Below are 17,208 nucleotides of genomic sequence, written 5' to 3' on the forward strand. Positions count from 1 at the left end.
CAACAAGTGCCTAAAATCACAGCTAAATACTTTTAAAACATCCTCTAAACAATAAATTTTTAAGTGGACATGATGCAGCCAAATCACATCAAATATCTCAGAAATATTACTGAACCATCAGGACAATAAATGTAACTAAGATATACATAAATATTGTCAGGATGCTGAATATGTCAGATTTACCGCTTCAGTGCAAAAATTTGAAAGAGCAAGTTGAGTCTATATTACAACTTTTACAACAAGAACCAACGCTACATTCTCAAGATATTACACCTGTACAAACTTCCCTAACTAAGGCGATTTCTCCCAAGTTTGAGATTGTCTTTGCAGGTGCATTTAGTGCTGGAAAATCAATGCTAATCAATGCAATATTGGAGAGAGAATTACTGTACAGTGCAGAAGGACATGCTACAGGTACAGAATGCAAAATCGAGTATGCAGATGTAGAAAAAGAGCGTGTTGTTTTAACGTTTTTAAGTGAAGTAGAAATTCGGGAACAAGCAGTTTCTTTGTGTCAGCAACTAGGATTTAAGACAGTAACTAATATTAATCAAACTGATGTAATTGACTTGCTAAATCAAGGTTGTGAAGCGATTATTGAGCAGGAGGGTGGTGAGAGTAAATCAGAACGTGCAAAACAGGCGAAGGCGTTAATGTTATTACTAGAGGGATATATAGCAAACCGCGATCGCATCAACACGGTTAATAATGCTACATACTCAATGGAGCAATTTAACTTTTCTAACCTCAAGCAAGCTGCGGGATATGCCCGCCGTGGTAGTAATAGTGCAGTATTGAAGCGAATAGAATATTACTGCAATCATCCTCTGCTAGAAGATGGCAATGTAATTATAGACACACCTGGTATAGATGCCCCAGTAGAGAAAGACGCACAACTAACTTATGCTAAAATTCAACATCCTGATACTTCGGCGGTGGTGTGTGTGCTAAAACCTGCTTCGGCGGGTGACATGACAAAAGAAGAAACAGAACTTTTGGAATTAATGCGGCAAAATGGGGGAGTCCGCGATCGCGTTTTCTATGTTTTCAATCGCATCGATGAAACTTGGTACAATACCCAATTACGACAAAGATTAGATGATTTAATTAGTGGACAGTTTGGTAATTCAAACAAGGTTTATAAAACCAGTGGATTATTAGGATTTTACGGCAGTCAAATTAAACAGACGAGTCAACGAGATAGATTTGGTTTAGATTCTGTTTTCGCAGAAAGTATTAAAGGTTTAGATGGTAAAGAAGAAACACCACAATTTGTCTATGCCTTTAATAACTACTGCGTCAATTCAGGAAAGCTATCTACAACTAAATTTCGTGTTTCTGTTAACGGCTATGAAACCCCAAATCAAAATTATGTACGGATTTTAGGAGATTGGGGAAATGAACTGATAGAAAAGCTAATTCAAGATAGTGGTACTGATGAATTTCGCACAGCTATTACTCGCTATCTTACAGAAGAAAAGCGTCCGCAATTATTTAAAAACCTTGCTGATGATTTGGAAGATGTTTGTATTAAACTGAAAAAACATTATCAGAGTGTACAACGTAATTTAGATAGTCAACCTCAAGAAATTGAGACTATGAAGGCGCAAGAGTTGCAACGGTTAAATCAGCAACTCCAGCAAATTGGCAGAGAATTTAGTGAGCATATCACAGATGAAGTTAACCTAATAATTAATAATTCTTGTGATGCATTTGAAGCAGATTTTAAGCAATTGCAATCACGAATGATTCGCCGTCTAGATGAATTACTAGATAGTTTTTCTGTAGCTTCTGCTTATCAACGTGCAACTATCAGCCATCCTCGCAACGCTACCGCACCTTTGATTGCTATTTTAGTAGAGGCATTTTATTATTTAGCAAATCAATTAGAAGATATATTGGTTGAATCTTCCCAGCAAGTAATTGCAAATTATTTCCAGCGATTGATTGACAAGATTCGCAAGTCAGAATATTATCGCCAGTTATATCGTTTATTAGATAATGATGGCGGCATTGAACAAGAGATTAAAATTTTAGAAAAAATGGTTACTCAAGCATTAGTGAGTGCAGCTAGTGTAGAGTGCGATCGCTTCGTGCGAGAAAGTCCAAGATTTTATGATGAAGGTACTTTTTCTATCTATCAATTTCGCCAAACTTTATCACAAACTTCTCAAGGTTACGACGCTGAAAGTATTGTAGAAGCAGAACCAGCAATTAGGCAATTATTAAAGTTAGATTTTGAACCAAAAGTCTCTCACACTATTCGTAAATCTTTCCGTCAAACTATTAACCAAACGCTCAAAACTCAGTTGTTACCAATGGCAGAACAGCAAGCAGATGAGATTTTGCAGCAATATCCACAGGCGCGGGCTTATTTAGAGAAAACACTGCAACAAGAAGCTGAAGAAAAAATTGTCAATAATCGGCGATTATTGAGTGTTGTTGAGGTAAATATTGCAGCATACAATTCAGCAGCTTCTAATATCAATAATTGTTTGCAGTCGATGAAATTATATGACCATTTCTTGCCTGTAATTGGTGATTCCTTTGATACTGATGGGAAGTTTGCTAATAATGGATTTGTGAATTCAGACGTACTACAAGAGGTTGAATATTAATCTCAATATTTGAGATAATTGTAGCTTTTAGTGAGTGCTAAAGCACTCACTAACTACATACAGCTTTGCATAAGGTAGAAAGGTTTCAAAAATTGAGGTTGGTTGATATGGAAGATGGATTCAAGCCAATAGAGTGTAACGATGGTGATGTTTTGGACTTTGGAGACAATACATATAAAGTTGCTAAATTTAAACAAGCAATGGATACCTCATCTAACTCCAGGCTAAAAGATACATTGAATCAAGAATTAAATCAAGAATTAAATAGGCAACGAATCAGGATAAAACAGCCTCCAAATGTGAATTGGTTTCAGAATGGTATGGATTGCGAAATTTTAACAGTAGGTTCTCAAAGCTGGAAAAAGGGGAAAGTGAAAATTAAAATAAGCGTTGAATTTTATGTTGAAGAGGAAGATGTAGAAATAATTAACAGCAACAATTTAGAAATTACTGAACCAAAATCTCCTCTTGACGATCTTCGCCGCATGATTCATGAGTAAAATTAGTCAATCAAAATTTACATATAGCAATCTTATTTGATTTGTGAAAATTCGCGGTGTCCAGATCCCCGACTTCTTTAAGAAGTCGGGGATCTAACTTTTTATGAATGACTTAGAGGTTGAATGAACAAGTATTTCACTGTGATTTTAGGGACTTTTAGATCCCCCCTAACCCCCCTTAAAAAGGGGGGAACCGGAATCAAAGTCCCCGTTTTTAAGGGGAGCCACTGCGTTGGGCGGCTCTGCCGACTTGAAGCACGTGGCGTGGATTTAGGGGGATCTAAAACTTTTGATACCGATAAGAGGACTTGTTCATTCATCCTCTTAGGCGTTGGTATAACCTATTAAAATTCGTCACTATCCTAAATACTTATGCTTATCAAACGTCGGCAATTTCTTACAAGCTGTGGACTAGCTACCATAGCTACCCAGATACCAGCATTTACTGCTGAAGGTAAACTATCTTCAAATACCATCCGCAAGCCGTTACGTCTGCAAGCTGGCGATACTGTAGGATTAATTTCCCCTGCGGGTATTGTTGACGCTAAAGATATCGAAGCCGCACAGCAATCATTTTCACAATTAGGGTTAAAAGTCAAGCAAGGAAAGCATATTTTAGATCGTTATGGCTATTTAGCGGGTAAAGATGCCGATCGCGCCGAGGATGTAAACTTGATGTTTAGCGATCGCACCATCAAAGCAATTATTCCTATGCGTGGAGGTTGGGGTTGTAATCGCATTTTACCTTTACTCAACTACTCGCTAATCCGCTCCCATCCGAAAATTATCATCGGTTACAGCGATATTACGACGCTGTTGTTAGCAATTAATGCCCGTAGTCAAATGATTACTTATCATGGGCCAGTTGCTACGTCTACCTGGAATCAATTTACAGTCGATTACTTCAAGCGCATCCTATTTAATGCTGAAACTGTGACTATGCAAAATCTCAACCTTAGCGAAGTGCGGATGGAGATAATAGCACCGGGAAAGGCGAGGGGTAAACTTGTGGGTGGAAACTTATCAGTGCTATCAGCAATGGTAGGTTCACCTTACCTACCTTCTTGGAATAAAAGCATTCTGTTTGTGGAAGAAGTTGGCGAGGATGTTTATCGTATAGATAGGATGCTGACGCAGTTAAAAACTGCTGGAATACTTAATCAAATTGCTGGTTTTATCTTTGGGCAATGCACTAATTGTAAACTTGGAGATGAACCGTCATTCACATTAATGCAAGTATTGCAACAACACATACTTCCTTTAGGTATTCCTGCTTGGTATGGTTCAATGATTGGTCATATTAAGGATAAATTTACCTTGCCAATCGGTGTAGAAGTGGAAATAAATGCTGAACTTGGGACAATACGAATGTTAGAGGCAGCTGTTAGCCTTGTGTGAAGAATGCAGGAGGTTAGAATATAAAAATAGTGACTCACATTTTATCTAATATGTAGGGGCAATACCCTGCGGGAAGCCGATGCAGCGTCTACATGAATTGCTCCGTCGGACGAACTTGAGGCGCAATCACGACACCTAACTTATTCTTGTCACGTACATAAGCATCTTGGACAATTCCTTTAGCTGTGCTGACAACCCAGTTCCCAAAATCTTGACCCTGTACACTGTTACCGCGTGACAACAAGTCATAGTCAGCACTATGACTGATTCCAGACGGTAATTGAGTTGGTTGTTTAGCTTGAACAGTACCACTACAGGCGGCAGTGGTTGTTAATACTAATACCAAGACTAAAGCTGTTAAAACCCGACGAAACTGTTGAATTATTTTCAATTTAACCACCTCATCTAAACTAATGACTCTTTTGCAATATCAATCTACTTAAAGTAATTTTGAGTAGAAGTAGGTAGAAAACCCACTCCTACTAACTCAAATGCAATCACCTTTGTAGTTTAAGTAGGTTAACCCCGGTCAGTTTTATTCTCTATTCGAGTTCCATCAGCATCAACATTTAATTCTTCGCGTCGAATGGTTTCTTCAACTTCAACGGTTTCTTTGTCTACAACTTTCTGCACTTTGACTTCTTCTCGCAAAAAAGCTTCCTTCTGGATGTCTGCAACTTCTTCATAGAGGTTTATATGCGCTATCTCGCCCTCGGAAAAGTCAGTCGCTTCAGCAGACACAACTTTGCCTGTGTCTTGAGAAGTCACTCGCTCAATCACGACTCGCTCTTTTTCCACCGGAACAGCAACTCTTGCAGTTTCGGTTTCAACACGCTTACTAATCGCTACTTCTCCGCTTTTTCGGCGCTGTTTATTAGCAACTAGCCTTTCTTGGTAAAGTTTGAAGGTTTGATCTTCGTGAGCGCTGACATCATACAAATCCGCGTCGTTTGCGTAGGTGTAGTTGTCAGGACTTGGAGTAGTGCGGCCAACTGTCGATCCTAGCGCAGCTGAACTTTCTACAGACGGTGTACGATATCCTCCACGCACCTGTTCTTCATAGTTGTAGTCAAGCGTTGTATGCTCTTGATATTCAGGTAAATTTTCCGCTTGCTCTCTTGTTATACCAACGATATATACACGGTTTGCTGTAGAGTCAATACGCGATTTTCCTACTGGTAGTAAGACTTTCTTGCCAAAAATCCAAAAGCCGATGTCAACAATTAAATAGCGGAATGCTCCTTGATCGTCTAGTACAGCATCATTTACTGTACCAATCTTCTCATCAGTTCCTTGAACATACACACCCATTCCTTTGATGTCGTTACCTTCAATAATATTATGGTAGTCTGCATCAAATTCACTTATTTTCTGGAGTGGCATTATTTTATCCCTTAAAATCTTGCTGTGTCTTTTTTATAAATTACACAATTTAGTTTATGTAAATCTTCTCTCCGAGGATTGACTTCAATCATCTTGATATTTCATCAATCGAAGTAATTAAATATATTTTTATAACCCAAAAGTATGAGACGGAATAAGGCTTTTAGTATTGATGTATTACTCTAAATGAGATTGATTATAACTAAATTTTTATAACTTTTGTGACTAGTTTCTAGCATTTGTGTGACTACTTACTAGCAGTAGATTTCAAGTCTGAATTTAGCTAAATCGATACATACCATCAAACCTAGCTAGTTTAATATGTTTATTAATACCTTACACTTAAATCAAATATCCTCACATTCTTAAAGATTTCTTGCCTTAAGTTGTAATGCTTGCTCTATCATTCTTGTTGAAGACAGAATTTATTCCAAAAGATTGATGATAAGTAAATCTAAAAATGCCTAAATATTATTAAAGTCCTAATAAATTCGCAAACCAATATTTACCTGTGCTGCTAAGGAGCAATAAGGAGAAATAATGGACTTAAGTGTACATCACCGTGATATAGGCGTGTTTACTCATCATCGGTATGCAGAACAAGCGCTGCATAAGTTGAGAACTTGTGCCTAAGTGTAAACTTTAAAACTGCTCTCATTGCAGAAAATCAGGAGATAATTATGGATACAGAATTACAGGAACAGCAGTATGTCGATGCTGCCTCCCAAAACCAGATAGAAGCACTTAAAGGTTCAGAGTCTGGAAACCTGGCAATGTTACCATCCGCCTCGGAAAATGAAGAACAATGGCAAAAAACTGGTAGACAGATTTCTATATTTTTGGCAAAACTACCTGAGTACATAGGTAGATTCTACCAAGAATACAAACTACCGATTATCAGCTTTGCTTTGCTTGTGATAACGGTTACGGCACTAAGAATTTCTCTAGCGGTACTCAACGCAATAAATGATATTCCACTAGTTTCTCCATTTCTCCAATTAATTGGACTTGGTTACACAATTTGGTTTACTTTCCGCTATTTGCTCAAAGATTCCACTCGGCAAGAATTAACAGCAGAAACTCGCTTGCTTAAAAAACAAATTCTAGGCAGCAAAGAATCACAGACTTTAAGCTAACTAAAGTATAGTGGCGAATACAGTGTATTTGAACTTTCGGTCAAGTAAAAAGCCGAGTTTTACTTGACCATTGTATAGAACTGTAGACTCTTATACCACGTTACCTAAATTAGCAGGAAAAGAAAATGTATGTTCGAGACAAATAGATTAGCTTCGCTAACAACAACAGTATTTCTTTCAACATTGCTAACAGTCCCGTTGCTTAATAGCTGCGGCGGAGGTTCCCAACATGCTGCGCCACCTCCAATTGACGATAGTGTTGGTAGAAATTTAAATAATCGCGCCCCCGTAAATCAACCCCAAGCTAGCAGGGGATTGAGTACAGGGCAGAAAGTGGCAATCTTGGCAGGAGCCGCTGGACTTTTCTACCTCTACAATCAGCGAAAGAATGCCCAAGGAACAGGAGCGCAGGGGAAATACTACCTTTCTAAGAATGGGCGTGTTTACTATCGAGATGCTCAACGTCGCCCTATCTGGGTAACAGTGCCACAAGAGGGCATTCGGGTTCCACAGGAGGAGGCACAACAATACCGGGACTTTCAAGGATATAATAACAGTCCCACAGGGCGAGACTTGAGGGGTTTGGGTGAAGGTACTGTTCCAACAAATTAATTTTTGTACATATTATAAATAGATGGCGTTTAACCGTCATTCTATTTTTTAATAGAAACTTTTTCCGTATTTAAACTTAATAATGTTCCTAATACCAATTCTATTAAGACTTACGCAAAAAGGCAGTGAAAGCCTTGATTTTCCGTAGGGGCAATTCATGTAGACTCAAAGCGGCTGAGAATTATATTCTAGCAAGGTGAAGTAGAAGAAACTCAGCTTTATTTCATAATTGTAAATTACCTACGTGAGCAGCGCATTTGTAGAAAAATGAAACAGTTAGCAAAAACATTATATAGTAAACTTCTGCATCTATTTCACCAGGTGATGGGAATTACCATTTCCCGTAATCGAAATTCAAAGGAAACTAATGTTGTTGATGAAGAATCTCTAAAAGACCCAACTACTCAATTATCAAAGCAAATTCCTATTCAAGACAGAATTAATATAAATGAGCAAAAGTTACTATTAAATTACCAGTATTCAGCAAAACCTCGGCAATTCAAAAAAGCTTCTTTATTTCCTGATAGTAAGACTAATCTTGCTGCCTTGTCGCTAGTTTTGTCTGGAGTTGCTGAAGTCTTATCTCAAAAAATGAATCTGTCATGGAATCAAGTAAATAATACTTTTAGTTACGAAAAAGAAGCTGAAACTGGAAAAGGAAAAATTTTTTACTATGTAACAGATAATCCCGAAACTCCACAACCAGAAACTCTGGCAGAAGAGGCAGCTTTAGTTGTTATAGACCAATTTGATCCAAGGGCGTGTGCTATTCACCTGATTTACTGTGCCTTAGTAGCTAGTCTAGATAAACCTTGGTCAGGCAATTTTGTAATTGATGATAAGCAACTACTTGAATACACAGGGCTTGTTAAACGCAGGGACTTATGCAAGCATGAAAAATTGAGTATTTTGTACGACTTGTTACGCCAACCTGCTCAGGTACTAGCTTGTATTGCATCCCCTAAACAGGGGAAAGTAGGAGCTTTTACTGTTGCTGATTTAAAGATTTGGGACATCAGCATAATACGAGATTTTGAAACAGATAAAGTTGGCAATAACAAGCTAGTGGGTTTAAAAGTGATAGTTCAAGCTGGAGTATGGACAAAATACTTCCTCAACAAATCTAAATACGACTACCACACTGGAATTATTACCAAGAAAACCGTACAGAAACTATTTAGCATTGGTAAACAAAATGCTGGCGCGGCTAGAATGCTAGTTTGGCTAACCTTCCAAATCCAACCGGAATTTCAGGATTGTGTAATGGGCAAGACTCTGATGGAGATTGCCTACGGTGCAAACAAAGTGTCAACAGCAGAGCAAGACAGACAGCTTAGACGGCAAATGGCTGATGATTTGGAAACTGACTTGAAAGTTGTCAAAGAAGCTGGATGGCAAGCAGAACTGGAAACAGGCCCAGCTTGGTTAACAAGCAGCAAAAGCGCTAAAAGACCTATAGGTTACTGGAATCAAATACTCAATTCTAGATGGCGTTTTCATTTACCAGCAGAAGTACAAGAACGCTTGACCCTGGACTCGAATCAGCTAAGTGCAAACAATATCCAGCCTCTATCAGGTAATGTCATTAGAGAAGCGAGAAAAGCAAAAGGCTGGTCTAGAGCATTTTTTGCTACAACGATGCGGAAAAGCGTTTCCTGGGTTGATGCAGTCGAGACGGGTACACGTCAGGTTTCTCAAAAGGACTTGCCCAAGTTGCTCAATACACTGGAACTACACCTTAACAGGCATTGATTTGAACTAAACTTTTCTTTTTTCTCTGAGATAATTTTTGCTACTTGGTAAGGTTTCGGGAGAAGGCAGTATTCGTCCTGCCTACTGCCTCTGTTGTTAATATTTTGATAGATAGTATGAATTTCTCCTCACCATGTTACGACTAACAGAAGTAAAGCTTCCACTCGATCATCCTGAAGATGAGATCAAAACTGCCATCCTCAAAAAGCTGCAAATTACGGATGAAGAATTGATCGGTTATTCCATCTTCAAGCGTAGCTATGATGCCCGTAAGAAAGGAGAGATTAACCTTGTTTATATTCTGGATGTAGAAACAACTCAGGAGACTCATCTACTCAAGCGCCTGAAAAAAGATCCTCATTTGATGGTTACGCCAGACATGAGTTATCGCCCAGTGGCGCAAGCACCTAGTAATTTGGCGATTCGCCCCATCGTCATTGGTACTGGGCCTTGTGGCTTATTTGCGGGTTTGATGCTGGCACAAATGGGTTTTTGTCCAATCATTTTAGAGCGTGGGAAAAAAGTTCGCGATCGCACCGTTGATACTTTTGGCTTTTGGAAGAAAAAATCCGACTTCAACCCAGAATCCAATGCCCAATTTGGCGAAGGTGGGGCGGGTACATTTTCCGATGGCAAACTCTACAGTCAAGTCAAAGATCCTCAGCATTATGGGCGAAAGGTATTAATCGAACTCGTCAATGCCGGAGCCTCACCAGAAATTCTCTATATCAACAAACCGCACATCGGCACATTCAAACTGGTGGGAATCGTCCAAAGTATGCGGGCTAAAATCGAATCCCTCGGCGGTGAAATTCGCTTTGAAAGTCGGGTAGAAGATATCACCATCGAAAATGGACAGGTGCGGGGAGTCACCCTTGCCAGTGGGGAATATATCGCCAGCGATTATGTAGTTTTGGCAGTAGGACACAGCGCCCGCGATACCTTCCAAATGCTATCCGATCGCGGGGTTTACATCGAGCCTAAACCTTTTTCCATCGGCTTTCGCGTCGAACATCCCCAGACTCTCATCGATAAATGTCGTTTTGGCGCTCAGGCGGGACATAAGCTTTTAGGTGCTGCCGATTACAAACTAGTTCATCACTGCCAAAATGGTCGTTCTGTGTATAGTTTCTGTATGTGTCCAGGGGGTTTGGTGGTTGCAGCCGCATCAGAACCGGGGCGACTTGTCACCAATGGGATGAGCCAATATTCTCGCAATGAGCGCAATGCCAATAGTGCGATCGTTGTGGGCATCACACCTGAAGATTATCCAGATAATGCCTTAGCGGGAATTGACTTTCAACGACGCTTAGAAGAAAAGGCTTTTGAATTGGGCGGTGGAACTTATGAAGCTCCAGGGCAGTTAGTAGGAGACTTTCTCAACCATCGCCCATCTACAGCATTGGGAACGGTTAAACCGTCTTATACACCGGGGGTACATTTGGGTGATTTGAGTCAGAGTTTACCAGATTATGCGATCGCAGCCATCCGTGAAGCACTGACCGCTTTTGACAAACAAATCAAGGGATTTGCGATGGATGATGCCGTTTTAACTGGGGTAGAAACCCGCACCTCATCACCAATTCGGATTAAACGCAAAGAGGATTATCAGAGTTTAAATACAGTCGGTCTTTATCCGGCTGGTGAGGGTGCAGGATATGCAGGGGGAATCCTCTCGGCGGGTATCGATGGTATTAAGGTGGCGGAGGCAGTGGCTTTAAGTATTTTGAAGAATTGCGTAGTCTAGCGCTGTAGGCATTGCACTAGTTTTGCACAATAGATTTTGGGCAAAATGGTAATATTATTATTCGATAATTGTCCACCGAGTTTCTACTTTTTTTTTAGTCATTATTTTATCCTCGACACTCTTTTTCAAGAGTGTTATTTTTAGGAGGATATCTGCTTGCTAGTTATGGTGTGGATAAATGATGGGATGGCTATTTGGAGGTCTTGTTAAACAATTTGAGGGTGCAGCAAAGGAGGTTGTCAGAGAGGGTAGCAAAGAAATAGCTAACTTGTTTGATGACAAACTTTACCCTTTGGCTAACAAGCTTGATTATATTGCTCAAGAAAGTATTAATCATGCAATAGAAAAAACTGAGGAACTAAAATCTGAGATTCAGACTATGCAGGAGAGATTGGCAAATACTGAAGAAACGGCAATAGAAGCTCAGATCACTTTAGCAGAGACTCAAAAAGCCTCACTAGCTGCTCAAACTGAACTACAAGCTTTGAAAGAAATTATGAGTGAGGAACAAAAGTCAAATTATAAAATTCTCGAAGAATTAGGGGAAATAAAAAAGCAAATATCTCAATTGCCATCCCACTCTTTAGAAACAGATTCGGAAATCTCAATTCTTAAATCTTTATCAGATGTGCAGTTACATTTGTCTCAATTGGCAGCAGAATTAACTCTTGTATCTCATACTTCTGGTATAGATTATAGAAAATTACAGGAACTATTAGCACAACAAAAATGGCAGGATGCTGATAAAGAAACTTACTCTACTATGCTGAAAATATGTGAGCGTGAAGTAGAAGGTTTTTTAGATGATGGAGAAATTAAAAAATTTCCTCGTCATGACCTCTATATTATTAATAAGCTTTGGCTTCAATATAGCGAAGCCAGATTTGGTTTCAGCGTCCAACAACGTATTTGGCAAGTCAAAAAAGATTGTAAGCGCTTTGCTTATAAAGTTGGATGGCTAGCAAGTCTTACCAATAATGAATGGATTAAATATGAGGAATATACTTTCAGCTTAGATGCACCTAAAGGACACTTTCCATCTATATCTCGGTTAGTGGGTTTAGATTCTAGAAATCTTCGTGAGGTTGAGCATCGAGTAAAGATTTTTCTGTCACAATACTAACACTTTACCACTGAAGATAGTCTAAATATCAGCTTTAAAGTAGGCGTAACACCAGTTTTGCGCAAGATATTTTGAGCAAAATGATGATATTACTATTCGATAATCATCCAACGAGTTTCTACTTATTTATTAGTCATTATTTTATCCTCAACACTCCTGAGAAGGAGTGTTATTTTTAGGAGGATATTCGCTTGCTAATTATGGCATGGAAAATAATGGCATGGCTATTTAGAGGTTTGGTTAGAACGTAAAAGTAGTCCGAAGTACACCTACAGTCGTAGTTTCATTGTTGCTATTACCTTCTGGGTTAAAGAGAACAAATGCACCAGGAGTAATGCTGATATTATCGCTAACTCGAAAGCGATAATAGCCTTCTAAATGGTAAGGAGTCGCCCGATTGTCGCCTGTGGGGGAAAGTTGAGCAGAACCACCAGCATCACTACGATAAAGCGGCTGACCAAAAATAATCCCGGCATTATTCCCTGACTTGAATAAATCTTTGAAGTGAAGTCCCACCATCCAACTTGTAAAGGTGGTGGAAGCATTCACACTATTAGAAGAAGCATCAACAAATAATGCTGCACCGTAGCCAGATAAGGCTATCTTGGGAGAAAATCGCCATGTTACTGTACCCCCAAAGGAATTGAGTTTGACTGGTGTCCCAGCGTCAACACCAGCTAAAGCACCAACATCACCACTAATTAATCCAGTACCTAAAATATTGATTTCGTGATAACTATTAGCATAGTTTAGACCAATATCTAAGTCAGGACTAGGCTTGAAGGTTAACTGTGCAGCAACAATACTGCTTCCACTAAATACACCACCCCCCAAAGGTGTGGTAGAAACTCCTGGTAGTGCCTCATCAGCAGATTTTTGAGGTAAATTGGCATTGACACTACCGTATAAAGCTCGTAAATCCAAATTCGGGGAAATACTATAAATAAATCCCGCCGCCGATGCTAAACCAGTACCCGAAGTCCCACCAGAAACCCGTAACACAGGGTTTAAGCCTGCAAAACGAGAAATTGACTCTTGTCCTTCGCCATAAAAAGGTGTAATTGTTGGGAAAGCATCTGATGTTTCTGCCGCAGTTCCGGCAAACAAGGTTAATTTATTAGCGACGGGAAAGATATACAGCAATTTGTAAAGCTGAACATCGTTCGCGCCAACACTTGATAAAGTATTGACATTTAACCCTGGAAATTGCGGCTCAAAACTGGTACGAGCGCTACTAGCACTTAAAAGAGGTGCAGCTAATCCTAAACTTTGTTGGAGGCTACCTTGTCCATTGGCTCCACCCAAAAAGTTATAAGCTTGCAATCCAGTAATTAATAAATCTTTACCAGTAAAGCTAGTGGTGAGATTTAAGCGCACTCTATTGACTAGAATGATATTCGAGTCGCTGTTATTACGAGCGCCGCCGGTAGCACCAACACCAGCAATAATTACCTCTCCATTAAGTTTAGTAGTTGTAGAAAATTGATTTGCATCTAGTTTTGCGGTACGAACTTCTACAGCATCTACTCGACTTCGCAATGTTGTCAATTCCGCCGCAAATTGTTCTTGTAGTTTCTGCAACGTGGCTAAATCTTCTTTCTTAACCAAGTCAGCAGTTGCAGTGGCAATCAGTTCGTTGATTCGGTCTAAACAAGCATTTAAGCCAGCAGCAAATTCATAGCGAGTCATCGCCCGATTACCGCGATAGGTTTGATTGGGATAACCTGCAATGCAACCATATCGCTCCACCAAAGACTGGAGTGCCTGAAAAGCCCAATCGGTAGGTTGTACATCAGATAATTGGGATACGGATGTTACTTGTGCAAGTTTGTCTGAGGATGGAGATGCATTTGCAGATTGTGGTGTCAGATGCTGCTGAAACTTAACAGCAGAATCTACTCCTGAATCTTGATTTGTTTGATTCTCATTAACTATCAGCAACTCACTGGAGATATTATTTGTCAAGTGGCTTTGATGAGAATCATTTTTTTGATAGTTGCCATTATTTTGATTAACAACTACGTTTTTATCTGCAATTTCTAAATTAGGAAGGGCTTGCACAGGTGATAACCCGACAATTAAGCATAAAAATCCCATCCCACTAGCAGAAGCTAGTAGATATTTTGCCATGAGAACTCCCAACACATATAATATGGTAAAAATTAATTGCGATTTTGAAATTGATTGATAAGTAAATTTAAAGTAGATTTAGCCAGAGAATCTTGCTAACTTTAAATTTTTGATATCAGGATTTTTTCTGAGTTTGCTTACCGCAAAATCAGCTTATATCGCAAGTATTAAATTATAGTAAATACTATTTTGGGAAAGAATTAACAAATAATCATATTGAGAGTTTTGATAATTACTATTGGCAAAATAATAATTACATCCGTCTGATTTTATGATAAAGAATATAGGTATTTAGCCGAGATTAGAGGCTGAATACGTAGCAAAGAATAATTTACCCAAAAAATTAATTTTGAGTGTAGGGAAGCTCGGCATGAAAACGGCGGAAATCATTTACAGCAGATTGCAACTTGGTGAGGTACAGATCATCGTAGGGACACAACATGTTGTACCCCTACCCGTGTACTTCATTTACCCGCAATACGCTGTATCTTGGGATTGTTAACCAGTTTCATCCCAGAGAAGCTTCATAGCGATCGCATAAAGAAAATTTTTAGAGTACATTTGCTACCACACTTTAGAATAATAAGCAACATTTTACAGTAAGTAATATTTTTAACAAAACATTTGTAACTACCCTTGCAGTTTATTTACCCACCGCCTGCTATTCTTATAGTTACTTCGGTCTGTCATAGCAGATAGATTATCCTCAATAATGTTTAAATTTCTTAGCGCTCATATACCATCCGGGTAATGTGGGTGCTTTTACTTTATGCCTCATCGCAGCAAAAAACCTAACCCCTTTCCGCGTTGGGAAAAGGGGAAATTTCAAGTATCTCTCATTTTAGGAGAAAGGTTTTCCAGATAGCTTAAGCTGACAGTGAAACTTTAACTTGACCAAAACGGCGATCGCAACTTTGGTAGCTCAACAAAGCCTGATAAAATGCTTCTCGATTAAAATCTGGCCAAAGAATATCGGTGAAATACATCTCTGTATACGCCATTTGCCACAAGAGTAAATTACTCAATCGCATCTCACCGCTAGTCCGAATCAGCAAATCGGGTTCTGGAGTGTCTGCTGTGTAGAGGTGTTGTTCTACAAGACTTTCATTCACTTGTTCTGCACTGCCAATTATGTTGAGAAAGCATAAGCTGTCAACGCTTTGACTCCCCAATCCTTGCAGCAACGCAATAGTTCTTTGAGCGTTTTTGCTCCTTGGCGATGTCCAGCAATGCGCGGTAATCCTCGACTAGTTGCCCATCGGCCGTTATCATCCATGATAACGGCAATATGTTGGGGTATTTTTTGGGGGTTTAAATCGGTGGGTAATTTTGTCATTTGTCGTTTGTTATTAGGACTTACGCAAAATTGTCTCAAAAACCTGATTTGTCGTAGCGGTAATTCATGAATTACCGCTACTTCAGAACTTTTTTGCGTAAGTCCTGGTTATTACTGATGATTCATTCCAAATAAATCTTGCAAATACTCTGGTGTTAGGCTATTGTTCCAACTCCACAAACGATGCATTGTGTAGGTGAAGGTGAAGAGGAGAGTTGTTTTGTTAGTTAATGACCAAGCATTCCAGTTGAGGGTAGCCATCATGCGGCGGAGGGTACGCATGAGGTTGTTACGCTGATAGTTTTGTGATCGCGTCTTGATCAGCGTGCGTCCAATTCGCATCAACCCAGTATCCGGGAAAGTCCAGACCCCAAACCCCCAGAATTTGGTCGTATGATTGATTTCGTCTTGTGCTAGTTCCTCCAAAACATCTTGGAGTGCGCCAGTAGTATGAGCCATCAACCAAATGTAAAGACAGGTTGCACCGTATTCTGTCGCAATGCGATGTAAGCCGTGGCGATATAAGTCTTCGTAAGGATCATCTGTGGGAAGATAGCTTCTAACAGTCCGAAGTTTTGGGATAATTTTATCCCCTGTTAATTGGGTGTAAACTTTGATTAATGCGGGTGTGTGCTGACGTTCTTCCTTTTCCCATAAACCAAGTTCCAGCAGTTCGCCATTTTCACCAACTGTTCCACCAACAAACCGAGCCATCTGAGGATGCAATTTTTCTAAATACTGCCGACTTGTTTGGGTATAGCCGCGAATGGGAGCTTCTGTATCCATCGCACCTATCAATATAGATAGAAATACCTCTGCGTCTAAGCCGATAATTTGATTGCGATTAATTGTTTGCCAGTCGATGAGTTTCCAATGACGCGGTTGGGGATTGGCAAATTGTATCGGTAAATCTTGCAGGCGATCGTGTAGTTGTTCGACTGCAATATATTTGTCTATGAGTGAACGAATGCGATGTTGTGTTTGCAGGTAGTGAGGACTAGGATAGCTTTGACCCGCTAAGTCTTCTGCAACTGGGCTGAGAGCATTAAGCATTTTTTTATACTTTTACTTTTATCTCTATGCCCAATAGCCTAAGCGATCGCACTTTGTTTTGTCAGTCGGTAAAAGTAGGCAGTTTTATCTGATGGGGTTACAAAAGTCGGTTAAGTAGGTAGGCGTAATTAAATATAAGATCAAACCTCACCCTCAATCCCTCTCCAAAGTATCGGAGAGGGAAGCCGGAGGCAGGGTGAGGTTTTATATTTAATTTGACCCACTTACTTAGAGAAAATTTGGGTTTCAAACAACCTCTAAGAGGATGTTTGAAAAGTTCTCTTATCGGTATAAAAAGTTTTAGATCCCCCTAAATCCACGCCACATGCTCCACTTGGGGAGACCCCAGTGGCTCCCCTTAAAAAGGGGGACTTTGACTCCGATTCCCCCCTTTTTAAGGGGGGTTAGGGGGGATCAACA

The 17,208-nt window shown here is 39.6% G+C and carries 12 protein-coding genes and 1 pseudogene; 8 read left to right on the forward strand and 5 right to left on the reverse strand.

Annotated elements, in window-relative coordinates; genetic code table 11:
- Window positions 1-170: 170 nt before the first annotated feature.
- From V7K38_RS05070 to V7K38_RS05080, 3 genes are all read left to right on the forward strand, one after another.
- A complete protein-coding gene (locus V7K38_RS05070; RefSeq protein WP_334855952.1) occupies window positions 171-2,618 on the forward strand; it encodes a dynamin-like GTPase family protein in 2,448 nt (815 codons plus the stop codon).
- Between the two features lie 107 nt (window positions 2,619-2,725).
- Window positions 2,726-3,118 (forward strand): KGK domain-containing protein, encoded by a 393-nt coding sequence (locus V7K38_RS05075; protein ID WP_334855953.1) that lies wholly within the window; start codon window positions 2,726-2,728, stop codon window positions 3,116-3,118.
- A gap of 372 nt (window positions 3,119-3,490) precedes the next feature.
- Window positions 3,491-4,516, forward strand: coding sequence for a S66 peptidase family protein (locus V7K38_RS05080; RefSeq protein ID WP_334855954.1), 1,026 nt, complete (start codon window positions 3,491-3,493; stop codon window positions 4,514-4,516).
- Window positions 4,517-4,604: 88 nt separating this feature from the next.
- Here V7K38_RS05080 and V7K38_RS05085 read toward each other — a convergent pair whose 3' ends face one another.
- Together V7K38_RS05085 and V7K38_RS05090 are read right to left on the reverse strand one after the other, a co-directional pair.
- Window positions 4,605-4,907, reverse strand: coding sequence for a hypothetical protein (locus V7K38_RS05085; RefSeq protein ID WP_334855955.1), 303 nt, complete (start codon window positions 4,905-4,907; stop codon window positions 4,605-4,607).
- Between the two features lie 128 nt (window positions 4,908-5,035).
- A complete protein-coding gene (locus V7K38_RS05090; protein ID WP_334855956.1) occupies window positions 5,036-5,899 on the reverse strand; it encodes a DUF2382 domain-containing protein in 864 nt (287 codons plus the stop codon).
- Window positions 5,900-6,579: 680 nt separating this feature from the next.
- Here V7K38_RS05090 and V7K38_RS05095 point away from each other — a divergent pair.
- From V7K38_RS05095 to V7K38_RS05115, 5 genes are all read left to right on the forward strand, one after another.
- A complete protein-coding gene (locus V7K38_RS05095) occupies window positions 6,580-7,035 on the forward strand; it encodes a CAAD domain-containing protein (RefSeq protein ID WP_334855957.1) in 456 nt (151 codons plus the stop codon).
- A 129-nt stretch (window positions 7,036-7,164) separates the two neighbouring features.
- A complete protein-coding gene (locus V7K38_RS05100; protein ID WP_334855958.1) occupies window positions 7,165-7,647 on the forward strand; it encodes a hypothetical protein in 483 nt (160 codons plus the stop codon).
- A gap of 267 nt (window positions 7,648-7,914) precedes the next feature.
- Complete coding sequence (locus tag V7K38_RS05105) at window positions 7,915-9,399, forward strand: helix-turn-helix domain-containing protein (protein ID WP_334855959.1); 1,485 nt, start codon at window positions 7,915-7,917, stop codon at window positions 9,397-9,399.
- Between the two features lie 133 nt (window positions 9,400-9,532).
- A complete protein-coding gene (locus V7K38_RS05110; protein WP_334855960.1) occupies window positions 9,533-11,146 on the forward strand; it encodes an NAD(P)/FAD-dependent oxidoreductase in 1,614 nt (537 codons plus the stop codon).
- A 178-nt stretch (window positions 11,147-11,324) separates the two neighbouring features.
- Complete coding sequence (locus tag V7K38_RS05115) at window positions 11,325-12,269, forward strand: GUN4 domain-containing protein (protein WP_334855961.1); 945 nt, start codon at window positions 11,325-11,327, stop codon at window positions 12,267-12,269.
- Between the two features lie 240 nt (window positions 12,270-12,509).
- On the opposite strand, the gene V7K38_RS05120 is transcribed toward V7K38_RS05115, so the two are convergent.
- The 3 genes and pseudogenes from V7K38_RS05120 to V7K38_RS05130 form a co-directional block, all read right to left on the reverse strand.
- A complete protein-coding gene (locus V7K38_RS05120) occupies window positions 12,510-14,399 on the reverse strand; it encodes an iron uptake porin (protein WP_334855962.1) in 1,890 nt (629 codons plus the stop codon).
- A gap of 866 nt (window positions 14,400-15,265) precedes the next feature.
- Window positions 15,266-15,735: pseudogene (locus V7K38_RS05125) on the reverse strand (undecaprenyl diphosphate synthase family protein).
- A gap of 111 nt (window positions 15,736-15,846) precedes the next feature.
- Window positions 15,847-16,788: a ferritin-like domain-containing protein gene (locus V7K38_RS05130; RefSeq protein WP_334855963.1), complete on the reverse strand. Its 942-nt coding sequence runs from the start codon at window positions 16,786-16,788 to the stop codon at window positions 15,847-15,849.
- Between the last annotated feature and the right edge of the window lie 420 nt (window positions 16,789-17,208).

It is taken from the genome of Nostoc sp. (assembly GCF_036917465.1).
Taxonomy (GTDB): domain Bacteria; phylum Cyanobacteriota; class Cyanobacteriia; order Cyanobacteriales; family Nostocaceae; genus Nostoc.

Coding starts and splice junctions, on each gene's coding strand:
- V7K38_RS05070 (WP_334855952.1), top strand. CDS start 171: ATGTCAGATTTACCGCTTCAGTGCAAAAATTTGAAAGAGCAAGTTGAG.
- V7K38_RS05075 (WP_334855953.1), top strand. CDS start 2,726: ATGGAAGATGGATTCAAGCCAATAGAGTGTAACGATGGTGATGTTTTG.
- V7K38_RS05110 (WP_334855960.1), top strand. CDS start 9,533: ATGTTACGACTAACAGAAGTAAAGCTTCCACTCGATCATCCTGAAGAT.
- V7K38_RS05090 (WP_334855956.1), bottom strand. CDS start 5,899: ATGCCACTCCAGAAAATAAGTGAATTTGATGCAGACTACCATAATATT.
- V7K38_RS05105 (WP_334855959.1), top strand. CDS start 7,915: ATGAAACAGTTAGCAAAAACATTATATAGTAAACTTCTGCATCTATTT.
- V7K38_RS05095 (WP_334855957.1), top strand. CDS start 6,580: ATGGATACAGAATTACAGGAACAGCAGTATGTCGATGCTGCCTCCCAA.
- V7K38_RS05115 (WP_334855961.1), top strand. CDS start 11,325: ATGATGGGATGGCTATTTGGAGGTCTTGTTAAACAATTTGAGGGTGCA.
- V7K38_RS05120 (WP_334855962.1), bottom strand. CDS start 14,399: ATGGCAAAATATCTACTAGCTTCTGCTAGTGGGATGGGATTTTTATGC.
- V7K38_RS05080 (WP_334855954.1), top strand. CDS start 3,491: ATGCTTATCAAACGTCGGCAATTTCTTACAAGCTGTGGACTAGCTACC.
- V7K38_RS05100 (WP_334855958.1), top strand. CDS start 7,165: ATGTTCGAGACAAATAGATTAGCTTCGCTAACAACAACAGTATTTCTT.
- V7K38_RS05130 (WP_334855963.1), bottom strand. CDS start 16,788: ATGCTTAATGCTCTCAGCCCAGTTGCAGAAGACTTAGCGGGTCAAAGC.